This is a genomic window from Paenibacillus sp. V4I7 (genome assembly GCF_030817275.1).
In the GTDB taxonomy this organism is placed as follows: Bacteria; Bacillota; Bacilli; order Paenibacillales; family NBRC-103111; genus Paenibacillus_E.
Genome location: NZ_JAUSZD010000002.1, coordinates 1,002,548 through 1,024,772, shown reverse-complemented (window position 1 = coordinate 1,024,772; position 22,225 = coordinate 1,002,548). Strand labels below are relative to the sequence as shown.

Annotated in this window: 20 protein-coding genes; 7 read left to right on the top strand and 13 right to left on the bottom strand. The window is 40.0% G+C overall.

Features of this window, described 5'->3' with window-relative positions:
* Nucleotides 1–30: 30 nt before the first annotated feature.
* From QFZ80_RS05920 to QFZ80_RS05910, 3 genes are all read right to left on the bottom strand, one after another.
* Nucleotides 31–420, bottom strand: coding sequence for an HIT family protein (locus tag QFZ80_RS05920; RefSeq protein ID WP_307557737.1), 390 nt, complete (start codon nucleotides 418–420; stop codon nucleotides 31–33).
* A gap of 645 nt (nucleotides 421–1,065) precedes the next feature.
* A complete protein-coding gene (locus QFZ80_RS05915) occupies nucleotides 1,066–1,563 on the bottom strand; it encodes a GNAT family N-acetyltransferase (RefSeq protein WP_307557735.1) in 498 nt (165 codons plus the stop codon).
* A 729-nt stretch (nucleotides 1,564–2,292) separates the two neighbouring features.
* The gene (locus QFZ80_RS05910) at nucleotides 2,293–2,865 is read right to left on the bottom strand and encodes a GNAT family N-acetyltransferase (protein WP_307443646.1); all 573 of its coding nucleotides are present in this window, start codon (nucleotides 2,863–2,865) and stop codon (nucleotides 2,293–2,295) included.
* A gap of 224 nt (nucleotides 2,866–3,089) precedes the next feature.
* Here QFZ80_RS05910 and QFZ80_RS05905 point away from each other — a divergent pair, with 224 nt between their 5' ends.
* Nucleotides 3,090–3,365: a hypothetical protein gene (locus tag QFZ80_RS05905; protein ID WP_307443648.1), complete on the top strand. Its 276-nt coding sequence runs from the start codon at nucleotides 3,090–3,092 to the stop codon at nucleotides 3,363–3,365.
* A 497-nt stretch (nucleotides 3,366–3,862) separates the two neighbouring features.
* On the opposite strand, the gene QFZ80_RS38820 is transcribed toward QFZ80_RS05905, so the two are convergent.
* Nucleotides 3,863–4,051: a DUF3973 domain-containing protein gene (locus QFZ80_RS38820; RefSeq protein WP_373460017.1), complete on the bottom strand. Its 189-nt coding sequence runs from the start codon at nucleotides 4,049–4,051 to the stop codon at nucleotides 3,863–3,865.
* 343 nt (nucleotides 4,052–4,394) lie between these two features.
* Nucleotides 4,395–4,574: a hypothetical protein gene (locus QFZ80_RS05900; protein ID WP_307557733.1), complete on the bottom strand. Its 180-nt coding sequence runs from the start codon at nucleotides 4,572–4,574 to the stop codon at nucleotides 4,395–4,397.
* Nucleotides 4,575–4,778: 204 nt separating this feature from the next.
* On the opposite strand from QFZ80_RS05900, the gene QFZ80_RS05895 reads away from it, so the two are divergent.
* On the top strand, nucleotides 4,779–6,056 hold the full coding sequence (locus QFZ80_RS05895; RefSeq protein WP_307557732.1) for an IS110 family RNA-guided transposase: 1,278 nt from the start codon (nucleotides 4,779–4,781) through the stop codon (nucleotides 6,054–6,056).
* A 459-nt stretch (nucleotides 6,057–6,515) separates the two neighbouring features.
* On the opposite strand, the gene QFZ80_RS05890 is transcribed toward QFZ80_RS05895, so the two are convergent.
* The 3 genes from QFZ80_RS05890 to QFZ80_RS05880 all read right to left on the bottom strand — a co-directional run bounded on the left by QFZ80_RS05890 (nucleotide 6,516) and on the right by QFZ80_RS05880 (nucleotide 9,416).
* On the bottom strand, nucleotides 6,516–7,283 hold the full coding sequence (locus QFZ80_RS05890; RefSeq protein WP_307557730.1) for a hypothetical protein: 768 nt from the start codon (nucleotides 7,281–7,283) through the stop codon (nucleotides 6,516–6,518).
* Nucleotides 7,284–7,362: 79 nt separating this feature from the next.
* Nucleotides 7,363–9,093, bottom strand: coding sequence for a TniQ family protein (locus tag QFZ80_RS05885; RefSeq protein WP_307557728.1), 1,731 nt, complete (start codon nucleotides 9,091–9,093; stop codon nucleotides 7,363–7,365).
* Nucleotides 9,090–9,416, bottom strand: coding sequence for a hypothetical protein (locus QFZ80_RS05880; RefSeq protein WP_307557725.1), 327 nt, complete (start codon nucleotides 9,414–9,416; stop codon nucleotides 9,090–9,092). The genes QFZ80_RS05885 and QFZ80_RS05880 overlap by 4 nt, the downstream gene beginning before the upstream one ends.
* 149 nt (nucleotides 9,417–9,565) lie before the next feature.
* Here QFZ80_RS05880 and QFZ80_RS05875 point away from each other — a divergent pair, with 149 nt between their 5' ends.
* Nucleotides 9,566–9,901 carry a helix-turn-helix domain-containing protein gene (locus QFZ80_RS05875; RefSeq protein ID WP_307557723.1) on the top strand — a complete coding sequence of 112 codons (336 nt, stop codon included), beginning with the start codon at nucleotides 9,566–9,568 and terminating at the stop codon, nucleotides 9,899–9,901.
* Between the two features lie 66 nt (nucleotides 9,902–9,967).
* Here QFZ80_RS05875 and QFZ80_RS05870 read toward each other — a convergent pair whose 3' ends face one another.
* Nucleotides 9,968–11,617: a TniQ family protein gene (locus QFZ80_RS05870; protein ID WP_307557721.1), complete on the bottom strand. Its 1,650-nt coding sequence runs from the start codon at nucleotides 11,615–11,617 to the stop codon at nucleotides 9,968–9,970.
* Between the two features lie 200 nt (nucleotides 11,618–11,817).
* Entirely contained in the window at nucleotides 11,818–14,448 is a 2,631-nt protein-coding gene (locus QFZ80_RS05865; RefSeq protein ID WP_307557719.1) for an adenosylcobalamin-dependent ribonucleoside-diphosphate reductase, read from the bottom strand.
* Between the two features lie 421 nt (nucleotides 14,449–14,869).
* Between QFZ80_RS05865 and dat the strand changes: the two genes are divergently transcribed.
* Nucleotides 14,870–15,700, top strand: a complete 831-nt coding sequence (gene dat / locus QFZ80_RS05860; protein ID WP_307557716.1) for a D-amino-acid transaminase — start codon at nucleotides 14,870–14,872, stop codon at nucleotides 15,698–15,700.
* Between the two features lie 97 nt (nucleotides 15,701–15,797).
* On the opposite strand, the gene QFZ80_RS05855 is transcribed toward dat, so the two are convergent.
* The gene (locus tag QFZ80_RS05855) at nucleotides 15,798–16,637 is read right to left on the bottom strand and encodes a lipoate--protein ligase family protein (protein ID WP_307548084.1); all 840 of its coding nucleotides are present in this window, start codon (nucleotides 16,635–16,637) and stop codon (nucleotides 15,798–15,800) included.
* Between the two features lie 651 nt (nucleotides 16,638–17,288).
* Here QFZ80_RS05855 and QFZ80_RS05850 point away from each other — a divergent pair.
* The 3 genes from QFZ80_RS05850 to QFZ80_RS05840 all read left to right on the top strand — a co-directional run bounded on the left by QFZ80_RS05850 (nucleotide 17,289) and on the right by QFZ80_RS05840 (nucleotide 21,160).
* Nucleotides 17,289–19,079: a DEAD/DEAH box helicase gene (locus QFZ80_RS05850; RefSeq protein WP_171691787.1), complete on the top strand. Its 1,791-nt coding sequence runs from the start codon at nucleotides 17,289–17,291 to the stop codon at nucleotides 19,077–19,079.
* Nucleotides 19,076–20,086 carry a YqhG family protein gene (locus QFZ80_RS05845; RefSeq protein ID WP_307557712.1) on the top strand — a complete coding sequence of 337 codons (1,011 nt, stop codon included), beginning with the start codon at nucleotides 19,076–19,078 and terminating at the stop codon, nucleotides 20,084–20,086. Before QFZ80_RS05850 ends, QFZ80_RS05845 begins: the two co-directional genes overlap by 4 nt.
* A 123-nt stretch (nucleotides 20,087–20,209) precedes the next feature.
* The gene (locus tag QFZ80_RS05840) at nucleotides 20,210–21,160 is read left to right on the top strand and encodes a hypothetical protein (protein ID WP_307548090.1); all 951 of its coding nucleotides are present in this window, start codon (nucleotides 20,210–20,212) and stop codon (nucleotides 21,158–21,160) included.
* A 45-nt stretch (nucleotides 21,161–21,205) separates the two neighbouring features.
* Here QFZ80_RS05840 and QFZ80_RS05835 read toward each other — a convergent pair whose 3' ends face one another.
* Both QFZ80_RS05835 and QFZ80_RS05830 read right to left on the bottom strand, forming a co-directional pair.
* Nucleotides 21,206–21,856: an SGNH/GDSL hydrolase family protein gene (locus tag QFZ80_RS05835; protein WP_307548092.1), complete on the bottom strand. Its 651-nt coding sequence runs from the start codon at nucleotides 21,854–21,856 to the stop codon at nucleotides 21,206–21,208.
* A 127-nt stretch (nucleotides 21,857–21,983) separates the two neighbouring features.
* Complete coding sequence (locus tag QFZ80_RS05830; RefSeq protein WP_171649191.1) at nucleotides 21,984–22,181, bottom strand: YqzE family protein; 198 nt, start codon at nucleotides 22,179–22,181, stop codon at nucleotides 21,984–21,986.
* Nucleotides 22,182–22,225 lie beyond the last annotated feature (44 nt).

Genomic DNA, 22,225 nt, shown 5'->3' with positions numbered 1-22,225 from the left:
AGTTCCTCGTTTAGCGGAATAACACAACTTTTATTCTGCACTTATCCTTTGATTTGATTGTTGTTTTAACCAATACCTAATACCTTTACCTGCTAAGGGTTCATCCTCAAATCTAGGGATAACATGTAAATGTGCATGGAATATTTCTTGTCCTCCAACATGGCCACAATTCCAACCGACATTGTAGCCTTGCGGCTGATATTCTTTATCCAGTCGTTCCTTAACCTGTTGTAAAAGGCCAAATGTTGCTTGCCATTCTTCGGGAGTTAAATCAAATACAGTTTCTCGATGGTTTTTGGGAACAATTAAGCCTGAACCAAATAAGACAGGTTGAGGTTTTTGTACGAATAAACAATATTCATTACTAAGAACGATATTTTGTTCCTTATCTATTTCTGGAAAGCAGAATGGACAATACATATTTAGTCCTCAATTCTTTTCTTTTTCGTTCCTCTAAATTTCTTCTCCAACTATTTCCATTCTCCTGCCCGTTAGCTTAATCCCCCCCGCTGCAACTAAATTGTTAATCATATGCTCTAACTCTAACCCACTCAGTAAAAAAACGTTCACCCAGAGTTGATGAGCGAACGTTTTTTTATTTAAATACTTTATTTGTCATTTCAAAACTTTATTTGTCATTTCAAAACTTTATTGTCCATTTCAAAACTTTATTGTCCATTTCAAAACTTTATTGTCCATTTCAAAACTTTATTGTCCATTTCAAAACTTTATTGTCCATTTCAAAACTTTATTGTCCATTTCAAAACTTTATTGTCCATTTCAAAACTTTATTGTCCATTTCAAAACTTTATTGTCCATTTCAAAACCAATTTGTCATCCAACAACTTCTGTTGGGTGACAAATTGGTTTTGAAATGAAGAAAGCCAGCAACCACAAGGGTTTGCTGGCTTTTCCACAAAAAATAAAATGTCAAATAAAGTTTTGAAATGGATTTTAAGGTAAATTGTTTGAATAACAAATTAGTTTTGAAATACTTCTGACAAATAAAATAGAATTACAAATCACAAGAGTTATTGAACTAACGTTCTTACGTTAGTTTAATAATTAATTAGTTTTGAAGTATTGATAAACTACGCATATTCCATCCTCAATCTCTTCTTTTTCATAAGGCATTACCCCATTTGATTCGTAGACACTTTTCCAAAATTTTAAAGCTGGAGTATTGGTTTGTGCCTGGCTAATTGCATATCTACCAGGATACATTTCAAAAAACTTGTTACAAGCTAATTTTCCAATCCCTTTCCTTCTCTGGCTTCTGAGAATAAAGAAGGAATTCAACACATAATCTGCATATTCTTGATTTGAATATGGACCACTTTGCAATAGAATAAAGCCTATTGGTCTACCATTTAAACTAATAAAAAATGGTGATAGTCCCTCTTTATCAAAAAACATGTCAAGAACATCGAATTCGAAAAGCCCATTATCCGAATTTAAATTTATGCCTTCAATGAATTCGGATAAGTCGTGTAAAAACAACGTCATTAAATTTCTTAATATTTCTTTTCGATCCGAATCTACTTTATCTATGAGTAACTCCATTATTCTACCCCCACCAGTTTCCAATCAAGCTTTCTTACCTAATAATGATGCAATAAAGTTCAGTTCATTGGAAGGTTAAATTTATATTTAACCATTCTTTACCAATCCCACCGTTATTAATTAAAACACAAGTATCGATTGACCATAAGATTTATATTTATCAAGATTTGCTTGCCCGCCATAAAATTGCCCTTTGATTTTACCATTGATTAGTTACTATCAGTTTAGACAATAATGTTGTTATTGCAGAAAGAAATGAGTGGATAAATAGGTGGATAAATATTTAATCAATTTTATTGTTTTTCTATTATTAGTAGGAATCTTTGCAGTACTCGAAACAAAAAAAATTATTAGTAAAAAGATATTAAGCATGATTGTTTATCCTGTTTTACTTACTTCTTTTTTGTCTGCTGGTGACATAATTACTAACCCTCAACAATGGTCGACCCCTCTGCAAATAGCAAAGAAAGTATTATTAAATCTGTATTTTATGGTACTTATTGCTTCACCACAGTTACCTGTATCCAAGACTTTCAAACGAATACTTTACATACCTGCCATTATTATTTTACTTTTTTTAATTTGGAAGTTCGTTCACTTCTTATTAAGCTAATAAAATATTCTTTCATGTATTTAAAACTTCAATTTTCTACTGCTGCGTTAATCTGCCCGTTACTTGAACGAACAAAAAAAGGAGCTGGCGTAAGCTCCTTCACTATCGTTCTCCCGTTAGTTGATCTTTGAGAGATGCTCAACATATTCATCCTTGGTTAGCCCAAACAAAATGGAATCAAAATATCGTCCATTAGTATAGAATACCTGGCGACGAACCCCCTCTTGAACGCATCCGACCTTTCTCATCATTGCAGTGGATGCTTCGTTTCCTTCAAGTACGTAATCATTGAACTTATTTAGTCTACGTTCAAAGAAAGCGTACTTTAAAAGTATGTTTACTGCCCTTGTGCCGTAACCCTTGCCGCGGTGGTCTCTGTCAATTTGAATACCGATGCTAAACGTTCCGTTTTTTTCGTCGATGCTGTTTAGGTTGATCCCGCCGACATTTTCACCGTTCAAGTTTTCGATAGTAAACATAAGACGATTCGATGAGAAGTCAGAAAATGATTCTGCAAATGATTTTGCCTCTGTAACTGTAGGAGGCAATTCAACCGCACACTCTAAAAGGCGCCGTGCAGGAGTATCAAAACGGTTGATATAGTGATTCTCCCAATCTTCTGGTTGTATTGCACGCAATCTTATTGCTTCATCCTGCCAGAAATAATTGCTATAATCTATATCTCGCATATGTGCCTCCAATAATTTTATGTGTTCAGACAATATTAACCCTCAAATCAAACACGTAGGTAGTATTTTTTCGTTATAAGTATTCTGCCCTCTTGAATCTCCTTTTTTTGCTCAAAAAGAGCCTATTTCTAGGCTCCGTTCATGCAAGAACTACATTTAATTACTGACTTCAAAACTACATAATGGTATAATTTTCCTATTAATTATAGGGAGATGATGATATTATGCCAGATGACATCCAGCTCTATATTCCAGTCAAAAAAGAATCTGTGGAAAAATCCTTTAATACACTCGACGACTTAACAGAAGACGACACCAATGAAGAACTTGTTCCCTTTACTCAAGAAATCGTTGAAAAAATCGCAGCCAAGTTTACCAACTTTGAATTAAACAATCTGCAAGTATCTGTGAGTGCAAAAATAGGATCAGGCAACGCATTAAAATGGGTTGTGAGTCTAGAAGGCACTGGTGGACTTGTTCTTAACTTTAAGAAATTGTAGAGTTAACTACCTTCGGGTAGTTTTTTTGTATTACTTACCAGTGTGAATCCAATAGGGCCTATCCATCCTTTCGAGAATACATTGCGTCATCCCCATCAATAGGTCAAAGGACTCCACAATGGATCTACAAGAGTAGTAAATCTTACTCTTGAACTAATTACAAGAAAAGCGATAATGAGGGTTTGCTAAGATTGGCAAAATCTTAAAGGTTTAGTCCATTTTCATCCAAAAGTTTTCCAAAGAGCAAGCCCTTCACCTTTTCAGGCATGGAAGCAAAACCGGTTTGCATTCCCCTTTTGTGAAGCAAAAGTGGTTGCTATCAAAACAAAGCCCTGAGTACCAAGGGCTTTATTGCAACCTATTTATGTTCACCGTACAGTACGGTGAAGTGTTTTATATATTGTTACACACAAGCCATGTGCTCTCTTAAAATAGTTTGAAGTTCTGTTATTTTCTTCAAACGTCTGTGGATCAGCTGACTATTAACTTATTTAGTATCAAATAGCAATATTGGTATCTATTTCTATTTTAGCTTCTTCAACAACTATGATGGCTGTTTGCTTTGATGAACAGCAGTATCCTAATGGAATTTTCTTACCTCCGAAGAACATAAAACCAGTTTTGAAAACTTCCCCATTACAGTCCGACAATTTATGAGTTTCTTCACAGGATATACAATAGTACAAAAGGAATCACCCTAATCTATTGTTTATATTACTATCATTATATCAGAATAATCAGACTATTACATTAATTAAATGTTAAGTTTTCTGACATTGGTTAGTTATTCGATTCCAAATAATGATACAAAAAATATAAGGTAACATCTTTTGTTATAATTACGTTTAGTTTGGTTCGTGAACGTACACCTATGCTTCAAGTTCCTCGATCCGCTTCTTTGGCGCAAAGGTATCCTCAATTTTACATATTCATTGATAAATTGCATAAATTCTTCACCCCGAATTTACTTTTCTTGTTATTATTACCACTCAAAGAAAATGTGAAATGAGTGCAGTTTAACAAGGTACCTTATCTTATTACTTTGTGTTTGTTCGCTTCTATATACGACATTGGAACTTCCATTAAGTCACCTTCATCTTCCTCATTGCCTGTAGATAAGACCTCAAAAACAATTGATTTATCTTTGATTTCAACTACTTTTACTCTAATGCTTTCGAATGTTAATGATTCTCCTACTTTGAAATCCATCTTTTTTTACTTTCTCCTTCTGATACATGAACTACTTCAAGTTTTGTCCTATTTTCGAGAATATAAAACCACTTTATTGAACTATGCTGCCCGTTAACATTCCTGTAGGTGTTAATAGATGGAACTTGCAGAAAAAAGGACGCCTCGCTAGGATGAGTATGTACTGGGTTGCAGCCCTCAGAACTCACCTTAGGAGGCGTTATCATGAAGTCTAATCCAATTAATTCTCAAAATCAACGTGTAGAACGAATCTCCACTACCACTCTGGTTATAGGCATCGACATTGCCAAGGAGAAGCACGCTGCACAAGCCATTAATTTTCGAGGTATTGTCCTCACCAAGCGCCCTATTCTATTTTCGAATGACCTAGCCGGCTATGAGCATTTAGAACACAGTATTCGGAAATTACAGAAGATCCACGGCATGAATGACTTCGTTGTGGGAATGGAGAGCACCGGTCACTACTGGTTCAATCTTGCCAACTGGTTGGTGGATCAAGGCATTGATGTGGCTCTTGTCAATCCAATGACAACCAAACGCAATAAGGAAAACAGAGATAACTCACCTTCCAAGAACGACCCAAAAGATGCTCTGGTCATCGCCGATGCGGTGAGTCGTGGGTTCTACACGCCCTTCTCTCCAAAGGATGAAGCATTCCGCCGCATACGGGTTATGGTTACAAACAGAGAGCACTGGGTTATTAAATCAGGACGGATTAAGAATAGAATCCATCGCTGGCTCGATATCCGTTTTCCAGAATACAGACAAGCATTTGATGATATTTTTAGCGATCGTTCGTTGGCCTCTTTGCGCCGGTTTCCAGCCCCTTCTGACCTATTGCAGCTAACTCCGGAGCAAATGGTACAGATCTGGGGTGAGTATATGGCCAGACCTGGCGGGGTGCGAGGTAAGAACAAGGCTTTGGAACTTCAATCACTCGCTAGACATAGCGTGGGAGACACTACTGCCCTTGAAGAAGACAAATGGGAGCTGAGGCACCTCATCGAAGAGTATGAAAGGATCCGCCGAATTATTGACGAAGCGGACGAGATGATTGAAAAGATACTGCCTGAAATTCCTTGTTCTGATCTCGTTCGATCTGTCGGTACTTCCGTTCCTGCAACGGCTGCCATATTGGCATTTGGCGGGGACTTACGTAAGCTGTCTCACGGAAATCAATTATTGCGCAAGGCAGGATTGAACTTAGCAGAACGAAGTTCAGGCAAGTATAAGGGGCAAATCAAGCTCACCAAACGAGGCAACTCGCTACTGCGCAAGCATCTCTACTTCACAGTGTTTCACCTGCTATCTTTCAATGAAGCGTTCCAAGCCATGCATACGCATAATACCGAAGTGAAACGAATGACGAAAATGCAGTCCATGATGAAGCTGATTGGGAAACTAGCCCGTATGCTTGTAGCCATGGCAAGAGAAGGACAATCATTCTCCATGGATAAGGCCCAGCTACCATTATCTGCATAAAAAATAAATCTTAACTCTGACACGTAAATTGGCTCATTCGCAGGAACTCATAAAGAAAGCACGGAGTACCGATATTTTTAAGCTTTAGGGCATAGACCCGTTCCGTTAACGTTGATCGGACTCCACACCTTGGAAAGATAGGACGAAGGAATGTGAGGGCAAAGACCCGTCGAGATTTGGGAGAGTGAATCCCCAAGGACCTTGTGGAGAGAAGCGTGCAGCATAACTTTTCTTATGGAAGATGTTGTAAAAATATTCAGCACCTTCTGTTCCCGCATGCGCACTAACGGAACTGCCTGTCCCACACTACCCAAACACCTGAACTCCTGTTTAACAAGCATATTGAAATCCTGCGAATGAGCGAGCATTCGTGAGATAATCCTTATTCTCTGAGGGAGTTTAATCGCCGAAGCGGTCGTCACATTACAAGGCCCAACCTAACAAAGATTCGTTCACAAATCATCTTTGGCTAAGCTCTGATAATTTTATCAATTTAGCATTCCAGTACTCTTTCTTTTTCATTTCTTTTTGAGTTGTCATCAAAAGATACCTTCTATTTACAGCGATAACTTTCCTCAAATTATTTATTTCTTTTTTCTTCAAAAAGCCTCTAGCTGTATACTCAACTAATTTATTTTGATCAACTCTAGCCCTTTTTAAAATTGTCTCTAATCCTAGAATGTCAACTACCATATCCGTTCTATATCTTGACGGTGATTCAACAATTGATATCATTCCACTGCTAATGGTTACTTTTTTCGATAACTTACAACCGGATGATTCTAGAGCTCTCATCCTTTCCTTTTCCCAACGACTATTTAATAACTCAAACTTATTAAAAGATTCTCTCCATAATGCAACTTTTGCAAATAATCCTACATTATTTATATTGGAATCAAATTGTGAATCCGATATCTGTTCTCTAAAATCTTTACTAGCAGTAAATCTCAAAATATATTTCTCAGGAATTTGAATATGCTTTAATTTCTCCTTATCCTCTTCCAATAGTTCTCCACTTTTAACATATGTATTTTGGTGTAAAATCCCTAGATCAAGAAGTAATACATTTAAATCCAAATGGTTATAACTGTATTGCCTATATGTTTCAAACTCACCAATAACCCCTAGTTCTTTCCAAACCATGCGTTTTAAATTTAGTTCATCTTGTTCGGCCCTGATCATATTTTTTAAAAGATATAACTTTTCCTCCACCTGTTTTAGTTTCAAATATGAACCATCCTGGATAAATTTTAATATTTCTTTTAGGCTCAATTGCAACCAACCCTTCTTTAATATTTTCATTTCATTAACCAGGTCTGTTTAAATATTGTTGAATTTTTGAAATCGTATCTTCTTTAAAATAATATCTTTTTCTTTCATCTTTCATATGCAAAGTGAAATCAGCCGCGATTCCATGTTCATTTAAAACTTTCCATAACCTCTTCTCTCCTATTTTTAGTTTTTTCATAACATCTTGAAAGAAATATCCGACTTCTTCATGTTTTTTTCTTTTTACTAATTCCAAACAAGCCTTAATTTCATTCTCTTCATAAAAATTATCCACTAAATTGCCCCCACGTATAATTCGTGATGGCTTGAGATGTCCCGATAACGTAAATGCAATGATATCAACAATTGTTAGCGAACTTGTAGAATATTTAATTAGCACATCATGAAACCTACTAAAATTAGCAGTAAGCTTAGTTACAATCTGCCCCAAGCAACTCTCGATTAACATATTCACTTCATCTAGTTGAAACTGCTTGATTGGCGAATTTGCAACTTGAATAGGAGTTAAATAACCCGCATTTACGACCTTCGAAACTGAATATGAATTTATCCCTAAAATTAATCCAACTTCCTTTCTTGAAATTAGTGATTGCTTTTCTTTCAAATAGTAATCAAGTGTACTTTTCTCGATTAAATACCTTGATTGCCCATTTGTTAATTTTTTTTCGAGCTTCAACTCATTAAAATTACTTAATTCATGAAGCTTTTCGTAAGCTATTCCAGTATTTTGTCTAACTTCTTCTCTCCGAACCTTCGTTCTTTTTAATAGTAAATCAGGGTTTTTCTTAAATATTGAAAAATCTCTCCTTACATTTCCCTTATCAATTTGATCGATAAAATATGAACTATAAGCTTCTTCGACCCATGAAAAAGTCTGATCGTTAAAGAGCTCTTCAAATGCATTTATTTTGTCGTATCTTGCTTGTCCACGATTACGAGATAAGCATTCATCAAGCACAGTAAAAAAATGATTTGGGAATTCATTATACATCCAATACACATTAGCTAAAGCATTAGCTAGCGTAAATCCACTCTTCTCACCATTTGAACGATTATGAAATATTGATAATTTCCCTAATGTTAGAGAAATATAATCCGTCGCTCCATTAAGTAAATGAAAACTATACAATGCTAACTTAAAAAAATTGATAAAATTGCAATTCTTTATTACCAAAAAATTGTCATTCCAAAATCCGTGAGATATTTGTCTTTGTGACTCTACGAAAATAGTATTCTCAATTACTAGTGATTCCGTTTCACTATAAACAAAGGAGCATTTATCACAATTTTGATTAATAAAAGCTGCCATACTTATAAAGTAACCACATTGAGGGCAGTGATCTACCAATTTAACTCTATGCTCAATACATAACTGATAAGGTATCCCCACCCAAATTGTTCGATGATAATATTTACCCTGAATACACAATGGGCAGTACTTCACCTTATTTTTCATCATAATTCTAGTATATAAATCTGATCCAACACGTGCCTCAAAATTACTACCATTGTATATTCCGAAATTTACTAATCCGTCATTCAGGTCACTAAGCTTCCTTAAAGCTTCTTGAGTGAATTCATTATTTTGCGCTTGGTACGCTGATAAACTAAGGAAATCAGCCAAATAAGTAACACTGGGATAATAATTACACTGAGACAATCTGAAAAGATAACTTGAAAGACTCTCATCTTGATAAATATCGAGTTGATTTTTCAAATGCTTTAATTGAATAGAATTTCCCATCATTTTCTTGCTCTTTTACGATTTTTCAACTGTTGCTTTAGCTTTCTAATCGTTTCTTGATAAATTAGTATATTTTGCTCATTCATACCTGTTTCATCAAATATTCTATATGCAATTGTAAGACTACCATCATTCAACACGACTAAAATATACTCATTATCATTTCTGTCTACATAAATAGGGATCTCTCTAAATATATCCTCCTTAAGTAAAAACCACTGCTCTTTGATTGCGATGCTGCATGAATACAAATTTCCATTGAAAAACAACCCATTTTCAGTTAATTCTGCTCTCTCTGGTGGAAATAAATCAAACAATTTTTCCACAATAAACACCTCCTATTAATCTATTACTATTAATATCACCAAAAACTAGAGTTCTAATACATATAGATAGTATTTTTAGTTTGATACTACGTTTACACACATGTTTGACTTCATGTATCTTGACTACACTTCAATTAGAGGTGTAGCCAATGTCAGATCCCACTTTAAAATTAATTGGTGAACGAATACGTGAATTACGTAAGCAAAGAGGGTTTTCACAGGAGCAATTAGGAGAATTAGCTGACTTTCACTATACATATATTGGTGGAGTAGAACGTGCAGAAAAGAACATTTCAGTTCTAAATCTCGCTAAAATTGCGACAGCACTGAATGTTGGACTATATGACTTATTTGAATATACGAGACTAAATAGTCGAACCAAAGATAAATCAGACGATTTAGAGCAAATTGTAAACCTGCTACTGTCTTTAAAATCCAGCGAAGTAAAAAAAGTAAAGAACATTCTACTGGAAATGTATGAATAAAAATAAACATGGCGACTGTAACCAGTCGCCATGTTTATTTTTCTATTCCCTTCCTGTCTTATTAATTTACTTCCTGGGTATTTTTCTCATAAAAATTTCTTTATTACGAATTTTAGAAACTTCATTAACATTTTCATGCTCCTCAAACAGACTAATCACATGAATCACATCTAATTTCAAAAAATATGGAGATTCCTTTTTCCCACCTGAAGGATAGTACACATCCAAATGCCCTGCTCTATAAAGCTCCTTGCCTAATTGATTAATCACTTCACGTCTAGTTAGATAGTCACTTTTGTTATTACTCAAGACAATAAATGCATTCATCACATCATCTATAAAATATAAATATTCCCATCTATTTATTCTCGATCGAAAAACTACTTCGATATTTCTTCTACTTAAATGCTCTATTAGAGTATCTTTGCTCCAAATACTTCTGTCTAATAGATCTTCAACGGTGATATACTGGATCGCTTTTTGATCAAGACCTTCTAATTCAGAAAGTTTGTAACATACTGCTTCAAGTATAATCCTACTCGGAACTTGAAACATTTCACAAATTAATTTTGCTGTAGTAATACTAACATTCCATCTTTTAGCTAAAGTACTTGCAGAGATAAACTTAATCTTCCCAATATAATTGCTGTTTTGAGTTTGTATAAGTGGTATAAAATCTGCATGAATAATTTTCATTTCATTTCTAGGATGTTTAATTAATTCAATTTGATATTTATTTATTATTCGATGAAGTGTTTCCTCAGGAATATTGTTAATTTCTAAGAAATCTTCTAGAAATAAAAAGTTTTGATCGTAATACTGATGTTCAAAGCGAATATCTTTGTATCCCCTCTCACGTTCATGAACCTTCCAAAGAAAATTTTTAATTTTTTCATGAGGCATTGAATAAATAAATTTGAACATAAACTCTTTTACTTTATCGTACGATCCGATAAAATGAATTCTTAAAAATAGAACTAGTTTTGACGGCCATGCTGAGAGTAAGTCATGTGCAAGAGATAAAAACTTTCTTTGTAAAACAACATCATGGTAGTACCCCTTAGCAAGTCGTTGTTTCTCAATTGAGTTTAAATTTAAATTAAAAAGTTTTGTTTTATCTACCAAGTAATATGATAGCCACCTCGTTAAATATAATTGTTCTGTTTTATTTAATGAATGCCTTAAATATATAGAACCTAATTCTTTAAATTCACCATCCTCAGTAATGTACTCTTCTCCCTTATTAACAGCTATAACCGGAGAATGCATCAATAAGCAATTACAAGAGCCACATTTCCCTTTCGTTACATCCTCAATTTTGATTTTTTTGTGGCAATATGAACAATTCTCTATTAAATATATTAAATGTTTAAAACAAGACGTGTGGTGAGTCAGTGACCAATTAGTCCTATGATAAGTAATTTGTTCTATACATTTCGGACAAAATCGAGTATACAATTGATTTTTCCATTCGGGTAGGGTAAGCCCTTCGAGATACCATCTATACGGATATAAAAAGTCCTTTGATATATCCTGTTCAGTCAAAATAGATATTGATGAAAGATATTTTTCAATATTTTCATCAGAAGCTTCTGTTCTAAGGTATCCTAATTCCAAATCTTTAACTTCGCGATGATTAACTAAAGCAAATCTACACAAAAAACCTTCCAATGATTCATCAGGATATTTATCAATTAAATTTGGTAATGATCTCATTTAATTCATCCTCATCCCTCTATAACAAACAAGGTCAGACGACAATGTTTAGCCGACTGACCTTGTTGTATATTTATTCATTTCGATGTATAAAATCATCTTTCTAAAAAATTATGGAACAATCCGTCTAAGGAATTATGGAACATTTCTAATTAATTATGGAATTTGACAAAAACCAGGGCTTCCGCCCTGGCTCAATCTTAAGAACACCTGCTATACCCGCAGTTGACGCAATTCTTGCACCCTTCGCTGTTTACCAGCGAAGCGGATCCACACGACGGACACAGGTCCTTCGGCGCGGCGCTAGCCGCGCTACCGCCATGACCCGTGTGCCCCACAGACACTACTGGTGCCGGTGCTTGCGCATCCAGCACTTCACTCGTCGCGGTCACGTAGTTCCGCGCGTCGTCTTGCTCGTTCATCACTTCGTCGTGCTGCTCGAGTGCTTTGGCAACCGCGTCCGCGATGGACTCGACGCGGTTGTTGCCGAAGCCAATGGCGCCAGAGCCGCCAATGCCTTTCAAGTGCTTCACGAGCAGCTTCACTTTGTCGCCGTGATCGCCATAGCGCAGGAACAAGGAGCACACGCGACCGAGTGCTTCGGACATTGCGAACACGTCGGATCCAGCTTTTCCTACGTTGAGGAAGATTTCACTCGGCGTACCGTTCATATCATTAATCGTGATATACGCCATCCCGAATGGTGTATTCACTTTATACGTTGCACCGCGTAGAATTTGAGGGCGGCGCTTATATTGTTTATCGAATACTTGCTCCGTCTTCACATCCACATCTACTGCTAGCTTGCCTGATAGATTAGTAAAGCTATCGGCTTCTTTCACAGCTTCCGCGGCAACAGCGACTGGAACTGCTTCTGCTTTCTTCTCTTCCTTTTTCTCCGCGCTTGTACTCAAAACTTGCACATCACGGCTGCCATCACGGTAGATGGTTACGCCCTTACACCCTAGATCAAAAGCTAATTCATACAAGTGTTTCGTTTCTTCCACGGTGAAGTCTGAAGGACAATTCGCTGTTTTGGAGATCGAACTGTCTACCCATGTTTGAATAGCAGCTTGAGCTCGGATATGATCTTCCGCAGTCAATGTCATGGAGGTTACGAAGTAGTCCGGCAGCTCTTGACCCGGATTCGCATCTTTCCACTCCTGTGCAATTGGCACATATTGTTTATCAAAACCAAGACGGCTTTGACGGAAATATTCAAAAGCAAAGTATGGCTCAATGCCCGTCGAAGTACCGACCATCGTCCCCGTACTTCCAGTAGGTGCTTGAGTAATTACTGTTACATTGCGCATACCGTTTTGCTTAATCGCTTCGCCAACTTCAGGGAATACTTTCGTCATGTTTTTCATAAAGCCGCTCTCAAGGAACTTATCTCCAATAAACTCTTTGAAAGACCCTTTTTCACCGGCTATTTCAGCCGATGCCAGATAGGCTTCTCTAGCCATAAAGCCATAGATTTTGTCCAAAAACACCAGAGATTCTGGGCTTCCGTACCGAATTTTCAATTTAATCATCAGTTCAGCAAGACCCATAGTACCTAAACCTACGCGGCGCTCGCCTTGTTGATTCGTACGGTTTTCTTCGAAGTGATAAGGTGTCTTATCGATAACATTATCGAGAAAGCGAGTCGAATAACGAACCACTTTGGCCAAATCTGCCCAATCCACATCATGATTATCCGCGTCATAAAACTTAGATAGATTAATAGCAGATAAGTTGCAAACGCCCCAAGCCGGAAGCCCCTGCTCCCCGCATGGATTCGTACAAATAATCGGATTGAAGTACCAGCTGTTGGACATTTGGTTGTAGTATTCCAAGAATACAACACCCGGCTCAGCTGATTTCCAAGCAGACTCAATGATTGTATGCCAAACATCACGTGCTCGCACAGTACGATAAGGCTTGACAGCTTTACCTAGTTTTTTCCAAGCATCTAAATTGCCATCCCATTTATCATTGTAATCAGGATCCGTCGTATCCGGGAAAACAAGCTCCCACTCGAGATCTTCCTTAACGGCCTTCATAAATCCATTGCTTACACAAACGGATAAATTTGCATTCGTAATTTGGCCCATCGTTGATTTCACCGTAATGAAATCCTCAAGATCAGGGTGCCAGTCGTTAATCATGAGCATAAGTGCTCCGCGACGGCTGCCTCCTTGTTCAATTAAGCCAGTTGTATAGCTAAACAGACCTCCCCAAGAAACAGCACCGCTGGATGATCCATTAACCCCTTTCACAACGGAACGGCGTGGACGAAGCGAAGACAGATTGATACCAACTCCGCCGCCGCGCGACATAATTTCTGTCATTTCCGAGAGTGTGCTCATAATTCCGCCTCGGCTATCGTGTGGTGACGGGATAACATAGCAGTTAAAAAGAGTCAGTTCATCACTTGCATCGGCACCAGCAGCAATACGTCCACCTGGTACAAGCTTCCAATCATCAAGGATGTATCTGAATTTATCTGTCCATTCTTTACGTTTCTCAGGAGTTGCCTCTACGGATGCCATTGCACCTGCTAAACGGTCCCACATTTCTTCTGGTGTCTTCTCAATATTTAAAGTGAGCTTTTCAACTGCGGATTCAACAGTCTCACCGCTCCGTGTTTTTACTTTAACGGTATCGCCATTACGACTCACAATTTCGCCAACTTCTTTGGCTGGGAATTTGGGGTCATCCTTCGTCAAAACGAGAACGGTATCACCCACCTTGGCGAAACTCGTATCTGCATTTTTGAGTGCATAACGATCCAAAAATATTTTCTCGCTTAAACCATCCAACCTCTTATTTGACTCTACAATCCCCATGCATAAGTCCCTCCCAATAAGCTACAGATTCAGCTACAACTAAAATTAAAGTTACTTTATGAAGTTTATGTAAAATTACAATATGTGGTGTGCGAAATCCATTATACCTCACTATATATTGATCTTCTAATAACTAAAGAACCAAATTTCGCTATTAAGACAACCCTTAATCATACTAGCTAACCCTTACTTACTAATACTCTCTTTTTCGCGCCCAGAATAACCAAAATCAATCATTCAACTAAGCTAGATGTGTGAAGTCATGCAGCTCGTTTTGACGATCGTTAATTCCTCTGCTAACCTATACTAGGATAACACATATCATTTCTTTTTAGAACATTTGTTCGTTAATATTTTAAATGTCTACGATAAGCATTCAGTGCTAGTTATCATAAGTAAACGCATAAAGGAGATGTTGGATATGTATTTCTTTAAAAATGAATTCGTCAACAAGGAAGACGTTTTTCTTTCACCGGATGATCGTGGGTACTATTTTGGAGATGGGATATATGAAGTATTCCGAGTATATAACGGGAAAATTTACGAGCAAGCTGCTCATATGCAGAGACTCCAAAGAACCGCTAGTGAAGTGCGGATAGATCTACCTTTTACTATTGAAAAAATGGGTCATATTCTCACGCAACTTATCGAAAAAAATGGTCTAAATGAAGGCACTGTTTATATGCAAATCACCAGGGGCGAAGCTCCACGGGCACATCCGTTCCCCGCGCAAGTCGAACCCATTCTGCTTGCCTTCTGTACAGAGGTGCGCAGACCCGTTGCTACGATACATAATGGCATTAACGCAATCACATTTGAGGATATCCGCTGGTTGAGATGTGATCTCAAAACGCTTAATCTTCTCCCAAATGTCATGGCCAAACAAGCAGCTCTCGATCATGGAGTGCAAGAAGTCGTGCTGCATCGAAATGGCACTGTCACAGAATGCAGCGCCTCTAACTTGATGATGATCAAAGATGGCGTGCTTTACACGCACCCAGCTAACCATTTGATCCTTCATGGTATTACTCGGGCTGTCGTTTTGAGATTAGCTCACTCACTAAAAATTACGGTTAAAGAAGAACCCTTTACGACGGAGCAGCTTCTGCTGGCTGAGGAAGCTTTTATCACAGGAACTACCGTGGAAATTACACCTATCTTACAGATTGATGGCAAAGCAATTGGGACCGGCGCGCCAGGTCCGATTACTCGCAGTCTGCAGAGTGAGTTTGAACGTACTTTTGCACAATAAAGTTCAATAGGTAGTATGATGTCCCAGAATACCAAAAAAAGCTCGATCCTTTCTTAGAAAGGTCCGTGCTTTTTTGCACTTTCACTCACTCTTTCGCTTAACGACGCAAATTCCACTCATCCGTGCCATATTTCTCACGCACAAGACGCTTAGAAAGCTCAATTTCATAAGGTGTCAACGATTCCTCAACAAGCTCCACACCAAGTCCCAGCGCGATCTCACGACGAAACGCTTCTTCCACCTGACTAAGTGTTACCGCCTCTTTTCCTTGCGCCCGAAGCAGCTCGTTTATAGCCACAGCTTTCTTCAAAAAGCTAGTCTTCATCCGCTCCGCAACCTTCTCGTTTGAGAAACGCAGCATGCGAAATAGCTGATCGGTATCCATGTCGAGCAGGATGGAGCCGTGCTGCAGCACGACATTTTTTTGCCGAACCTGCGCGCTGCCGGCGACTTTGCGTCCCTCAACAACCAGCTCATACCATGAGGGAGAATCGAAGCAGGCCGCTGATCCAGCTGATGCGTACTTCTCTTTCTCCTCATCATTTGCGAGCTGCACCATTTCTGCGCCCAGCCCAAGCGCCCGAAATCCTTGTAAAAGCCCCTCGCTCAGCACGCGATAGGCATCTGTCACATTACGCGGAATACCCGGATAGTCCTCGGCAACGATAATGCTATACGTCAGTTCCTTATCATGTAGAACGGCTCTCCCGCCAGTTGGACGCCGTACGAAGCCAATTCCCTCCTTTGCTACCGCTTCCTGATCGACTTCCGACGCCTTTTGAAAATAGCCAATCGACAGCGTTGCCGGATTCCATCCGTAGAAACGCACCGTTGGAGGAACGATTCCTTCACTGTGGGCTGTCAGAATTGCTTCATCTAATGCCATATTTTCAGCAGGAGAACGATCTCCTGTATGTATGAAACGCCATGTCGTCATCTCTTTCTGCACCCTTTCCCACTTTGCTATCCGAAGACAACCTATATCATATCATAACAAGTACATATAACTCCAAAAGCATAAATCTAGCTACTCTGAGTAATCAAATCTCCACACGGGAAGCTACAATTAGATGTTATTGCGGGAGCATCAAGAGTTACAATGTCAGAGATTACCGTCTACTAACTAGTTGATGCAAATGTGCAGCATATATCCGAGTTTCCAACACGAAACGAGATTAACTGCACGATTTGCAGCATATCTTTCAAATACGCTGTTAAAGGCTGAATTTGATGTCCTTTTTACATCATTTCAGGTTTCGCGCCTCTTAGTGGACTTTCTCTTCGATATCGTTCACATCAACTTCCAAGGAAAAGTTATGAAAGCGCCTCTTCTGGACATACTAACACGTATTCGACGTAAAACTGGTGAGCTTAGTGCCATTTTCCGGCTCTGAAACCCATTACTGGTTCTTTCTGAGCAAAGTATTGATGAGAAGTCCGAAATGGACTTCTCATCGCTAGAAGGATGCTTATTACCGACAAATGTATGCTGAGAGAGCCGAAATGGACTTCTCAGTTTTCTTGCGAACACTCAGCTCATGCTTACGAAGACAGTTTTGCTACGCAAAACCTTAAGGAGGGCACATCGATGCGTCAACATGAACAGCAAGAGAACATTCGCCCCATTCATAATCAGCTTGATATGCACTTTGAGAGGGACTGGTTTACTGAGCTGGATAATCGTGTGCGCGGCGGTGGTCCTTGGGACGACTGGACGCTGTACCAGCTAGCCTACGAATCGGAAGAATCGGGGCTTATTTCTACGTTTGATGAAATGCAATGCCTCGTTCATTTAGGGCAGCTCGAACCTATGGCTCATCAGATTGATACGGCGAAACGTGTGCTTAACGAGATGCGTGGCCGGGCTATTTTGGCCGATGAAGTTGGACTTGGGAAAACGATTGAGGCTGGTTTGATTTTAAAAGAATATATGATCCGCGGTTTGGTCCGCAAAACGCTTATCCTCGTACCCGCTTCCCTTGTGCTGCAATGGGTCCGGGAATTGAATAGCAAATTCGGCATTCCAGCTGTTGCTCATAAAAAAGCCTACATGTGGAAGCAAAGCGACGTCATTGTTGCCTCCATGGACACCGCCAAACGTGACCCGCATCGCGAAATTGTCATGGGTCTTGAATATGACATGTTGATCGTCGATGAGGCCCACAAGCTCAAAAATAAGAAAACGACCAATTACACCTTCGTGAACGAGCTGCGTAAAAAGTATTGCCTACTGCTCACCGCCACTCCGGTGCAGAACGACCTGAAAGAGCTTTTCAATCTCATCACCCTGCTCAAACCAGGTCAGCTTGGGATTCATAGCAGCTTCAAAACCAATTATGTGGTTGGCAAAAGGACACCGAAAAACGAGGGTCAGCTTCAACAGGAGCTATCCAAGGTTATGATTCGCAACCGTCGCGGCGACGGAGGCGTTCATTATACGAAAAGGGTAGTTCGGAATATTCCTCTCACGCTCTCGAATGATGAACAGGCACTCTACGATGGGGTAACGAATTTCGTTCGAACCAGGTATCAAGAGAGTGCCGGTGATCTCAGCAGTATGCTTTCGCTTATCACTCTGCAGCGCGAAGTCTGCAGTTCCCGGGACGCCGTATTCATCACGCTCGTCAATTTGTTCAAGAAAACAGCCGAGGACTCACCGCAGCGCGCCAAAATATGGGAGCTTGTCGAGTTGATTCGCAGTATCAAAGCGAACACCAAAGCAGAGACCACGATGAAGCTCGTACAAGATATTAATGATAAAGTCATCATTTTCACCGAATACCGCGCTTCCCAAGAGTATCTTCTCAACTACTTGAAGGAACATAAAATAACCGCTGTCCCTTATCGAGGCGGTATGAATCGCGGTAAAAAAGATTGGATGATGGATTTATTCCGTAATCGTGTACAAGTCCTTGTCGCAACAGAGGCTGGCGGCGAGGGGATTAATCTACAGTTTTGCCATAACATGATCAATTTCGATCTTCCTTGGAATCCCATGCGTGTTGAACAACGAATTGGCCGTGTTCATCGACTTGGACAAACGCATGATGTCAACATTTATAACCTATCCACTAGAAATACGATTGAAGAGCATATTCTCTCTTTGCTGCACGAGAAAATTAATATGTTTGAGCTAGTTATCGGCCAACTCGATACCATCCTCGAGAAAATCGAGAAAAAAGGCTCCCTCGAAACATCGTTGTTCCGCATGGTCATGGAGGCAGGCTCTAGCGAAGATATACGCAGAAAGATCGATGAGCTAGGCCATTCATTTACCGAGGTCAAATCGGAAATTGAACAAAATCCGGTATACGGGGCAGCCTTCCAAGGCATTCTTGATGCTGTTGGCGGCACGCAAAACATTGAGGTAAGGCCATGAACAAACGCAATATTCACACGTTCGTCATGCGCTTTCTTGAAGCTTATAACTGTACGATTCTAGAGAAATCACCCGCTTACGTCACTGCAAAGCTTTCTCCTGAGGCAGATAGAGAGATGACAGGACGCCCTTACTATTGGAGCTTCGTAGAACGAACAGGAGCTGCAGCCGAAACGATGACCTATAAGTTCATCTTCGATCCTGAACAGATGAAGCTGGAGACGAAAGCGAAGACCACCGCAACAGCTGTCAAAAGCCCACCTAACCTGGGAGGACCAAGTCAAGGTCAAGGCCTGGGCCAGAGCCAAACTCCTCAGCCACCTGATGGAAACTCTGACAGCATTCTCGGCCGCTATTTCGGTTTCGTACCTACGACAGTCATCTCCCAGCGGCTTCCGCAGGACGAAGTGACCTTTGGCAGTAGGCGTCTGGAACAAATGTTCAACATTGTCCGTGAACACGGACGATTCGTTCATTTGTTCGAGGAACCCTTCCCGATGAGTGCTACCTATCATCCCGCACTTGTCTATGACACCTGGTTCTGCGTGAACTACAAGGTAGAGCTTGCTTGCGACCGCAAACGAAGTGAGATTCACTCTCTCGCTATTCAACTAAATAGCGGTGAAATTCGGGAACATTTTCATAAACACATGCTTACCAAGAGCCTCTCTCCGAAGCTTCCTGCGAATAGTCACATTTTACCTGACACGATTTCACTGCCTAAAGCCATTAATGCTCTTGAAATGATGCTCGAACGTAAGGTTAGTGCATATGATCATTCTTGGGCCGATGAAGCTAACGAGCAGCACCGCAGCGAAATCGATCGTGTGGAAGCTTATTACAACGGTCTCCTGCTGAGCGCTGAGCCTGACAAAAGAAACGAAATCGAAACCCAATGCCGCAATCGTCTGCAAGAAATCGACTGGCAGCACAAACCTCGTATTGTCGTATCTGTCATCAATTGCGGATTGTTTCATTTGAACGCTGGGCGAACACCCAGGAACTGACGCCAGTCGCTAAAACATCGCAAAATTAACACTACAGGTTCTAACAATCTTTTTAAGGCATAAGAATTACAATAGGTTAATAGGTTCAACCACTAGAGGTTAACGATAGGTAGGTGAACGAGGATGAAGCTGTGGACAACATGGAAGGCGGCCTGCATCATTAGTGTGGGCAGTTTATTATTCATACCGCTCCAAACCTCTGCAGGCGACTCCATAGAACGGACAAGCTATACGCAGACGGCAAGGGAAACGATAGCTAGTAATACAGTGACGAAGCCGTTACCAGATTTGCGGAGCGAATCCTCTTTGACCGCTACAATCAACGCTTGGCGAACAACTCTCGCTCGGGAATCGGGGTTTGAAAGCTGGCAGACGGCAATCTGGAATAGTTATCCACTCGGACCCGGCACACATGGCTGGGTGGTTATCCTCACCGATCATGGACTGGATGTTGGCTACATGATCGTACATGCCACGGACAACGGGTCCTTCCGATTAACCGAATACGGAACAGGCAAAAATCCGCTATTCAGCTTGACCACGCTGTATCGTTCTTTGGTACAGCAGGAACTCATTCCAACTACTACTTCTTACTCTGATTTTGTTCAAAATGAAAAGATTTTGTTAGACCGACTTTACATGGACCAGCTAACTGCTGTGTGGAAAATAAGTTTCGACGATCAAACTTACTATTTGGAAGCCAAATCCGGAGAGCTGCTTCCGCTCAAAGAAGACCCTATCCCGAGGATTAAAGAGGATCAGCCAGAAGCAACCGTTCTGTCGAGCAAAGCTCAAACGGCGTCATTTCCCGCCTTTGATCCTTATGATCGACTTCCATGGGTCCAAGGCAAACCGCTTAAAGTGACCAAATTGAGTGAACTTCAAAAGGCATTAAACCCTCAAGCTAAGCTTACCTATGTCACCGAGCTCTATGATGGTCAAGTCACGCTGCCGCTCGCCATTCTTGGTTATCAACAATGGGTAGATGGAGATTCCTATCTGACTTTAGATCATGTTGGACCACGTTATGTGCTGCTAGAGACTGCTTTAAAGTTAGGCCATATTTTTCCGTAAAAAAAGCCTTAGACCCGCTATATCCAGTGGTCTAAGGCTTTCTGCTTACTTCCAAGCAAAATCAATAGCTTTAAGAAAAGCTTTAGCTAAAATGGTATGCCCTACGTTGTTCGGATGTACACGATCCCAAGCGATGTAAGCAGGGTAGTACGCCTGGAGAACAGGTTCGAAAGCAGCTTGCGTATCCACGAAAAGGGAACCCGTTTCTTCGGCAATCTGTTTCACGACTGCCCCGTATTGATCCATTTTGGAACGCATGGCATCTTGGGGATTCGGCTCTATGTAAAAGGGGGTCATCAATACAAGCCCTTTTACTAGAGGACGCGTCTGCTCGACTAGCTCTCTTAACGTCTTTTCATAAGTCTCAATGCCCACTTGCTTTTCCTTTTGGTGAGGTACGTCAAAATGCCTCCAGACGTCATTAATACCGATCATGATAGATAACCAGTCCGGTTTCAAATCGACGACGTCCGTTTGCCATCTGGCTTGAAGATCAAGCACTGTATGCCCGCTGATACCCACATTAACAGTACGAATTTGAAGCTCTGGATACGTGGCATTGATCAGCCCGTCCACGATAGAAACATAGCCTTTACCTAAGGCTCCGAATAATCCTTCGCCAATTGGTCTTGATCGTTCGCAATCTGTAACGGAATCACCAATCATGACGAGCTTATTGTTTTTCTCAAGTTTCATTTTGACTTTTTCCCCCAATTTTTGGTCGTACATTCGTCCTGACTATATTCGATATGTATACAAAAAAACCTCTCGCACCGATGATCAGGATGAAGGTAATCTCCCGATTATAGGTGAAGAGGCTTTGTCATTTTACCTTTTTTGGTTTTGCTTGATCAATCAGCATCCGCGTGGCCAGCGGCAGCATGCCGAACCAGCGTGTTTGCCAGCTTTCCCGCTGTTCCTTGCTAATGGCTTTAACCTGCTGTCGAACTTCCCTTGGTGTTTCTATATACGTGACGACTTGCTGTGTTATGTACTTAACCAGATCATCGCTTTTTGCCATAAGTCCACCTGCCTTCTATCCCTATTTTAACCACAGAGACAGGA

What these genes read in the sequence shown, in the direction of transcription:
- QFZ80_RS05920 (WP_307557737.1), bottom strand. Translation starts at nt 420, where the DNA reads ATGTATTGTCCATTCTGCTTTCCAGAAATAGATAAGGAACAAAATATC.
- QFZ80_RS05915 (WP_307557735.1), bottom strand. Translation starts at nt 1,563, where the DNA reads ATGGAGTTACTCATAGATAAAGTAGATTCGGATCGAAAAGAAATATTA.
- QFZ80_RS05910 (WP_307443646.1), bottom strand. Translation starts at nt 2,865, where the DNA reads ATGCGAGATATAGATTATAGCAATTATTTCTGGCAGGATGAAGCAATA.
- QFZ80_RS05905 (WP_307443648.1), top strand. Translation starts at nt 3,090, where the DNA reads ATGCCAGATGACATCCAGCTCTATATTCCAGTCAAAAAAGAATCTGTG.
- QFZ80_RS05900 (WP_307557733.1), bottom strand. Translation starts at nt 4,574, where the DNA reads ATGGATTTCAAAGTAGGAGAATCATTAACATTCGAAAGCATTAGAGTA.
- QFZ80_RS05895 (WP_307557732.1), top strand. Translation starts at nt 4,779, where the DNA reads ATGAAGTCTAATCCAATTAATTCTCAAAATCAACGTGTAGAACGAATC.
- QFZ80_RS05885 (WP_307557728.1), bottom strand. Translation starts at nt 9,093, where the DNA reads ATGATGGGAAATTCTATTCAATTAAAGCATTTGAAAAATCAACTCGAT.
- QFZ80_RS05875 (WP_307557723.1), top strand. Translation starts at nt 9,566, where the DNA reads ATGTCAGATCCCACTTTAAAATTAATTGGTGAACGAATACGTGAATTA.
- QFZ80_RS05870 (WP_307557721.1), bottom strand. Translation starts at nt 11,617, where the DNA reads ATGAGATCATTACCAAATTTAATTGATAAATATCCTGATGAATCATTG.
- QFZ80_RS05865 (WP_307557719.1), bottom strand. Translation starts at nt 14,448, where the DNA reads ATGGGGATTGTAGAGTCAAATAAGAGGTTGGATGGTTTAAGCGAGAAA.
- dat (WP_307557716.1), top strand. Translation starts at nt 14,870, where the DNA reads ATGTATTTCTTTAAAAATGAATTCGTCAACAAGGAAGACGTTTTTCTT.
- QFZ80_RS05855 (WP_307548084.1), bottom strand. Translation starts at nt 16,637, where the DNA reads ATGACGACATGGCGTTTCATACATACAGGAGATCGTTCTCCTGCTGAA.
- QFZ80_RS05850 (WP_171691787.1), top strand. Translation starts at nt 17,289, where the DNA reads ATGCGTCAACATGAACAGCAAGAGAACATTCGCCCCATTCATAATCAG.
- QFZ80_RS05845 (WP_307557712.1), top strand. Translation starts at nt 19,076, where the DNA reads ATGAACAAACGCAATATTCACACGTTCGTCATGCGCTTTCTTGAAGCT.
- QFZ80_RS05840 (WP_307548090.1), top strand. Translation starts at nt 20,210, where the DNA reads ATGAAGCTGTGGACAACATGGAAGGCGGCCTGCATCATTAGTGTGGGC.
- QFZ80_RS05835 (WP_307548092.1), bottom strand. Translation starts at nt 21,856, where the DNA reads ATGAAACTTGAGAAAAACAATAAGCTCGTCATGATTGGTGATTCCGTT.
- QFZ80_RS05830 (WP_171649191.1), bottom strand. Translation starts at nt 22,181, where the DNA reads ATGGCAAAAAGCGATGATCTGGTTAAGTACATAACACAGCAAGTCGTC.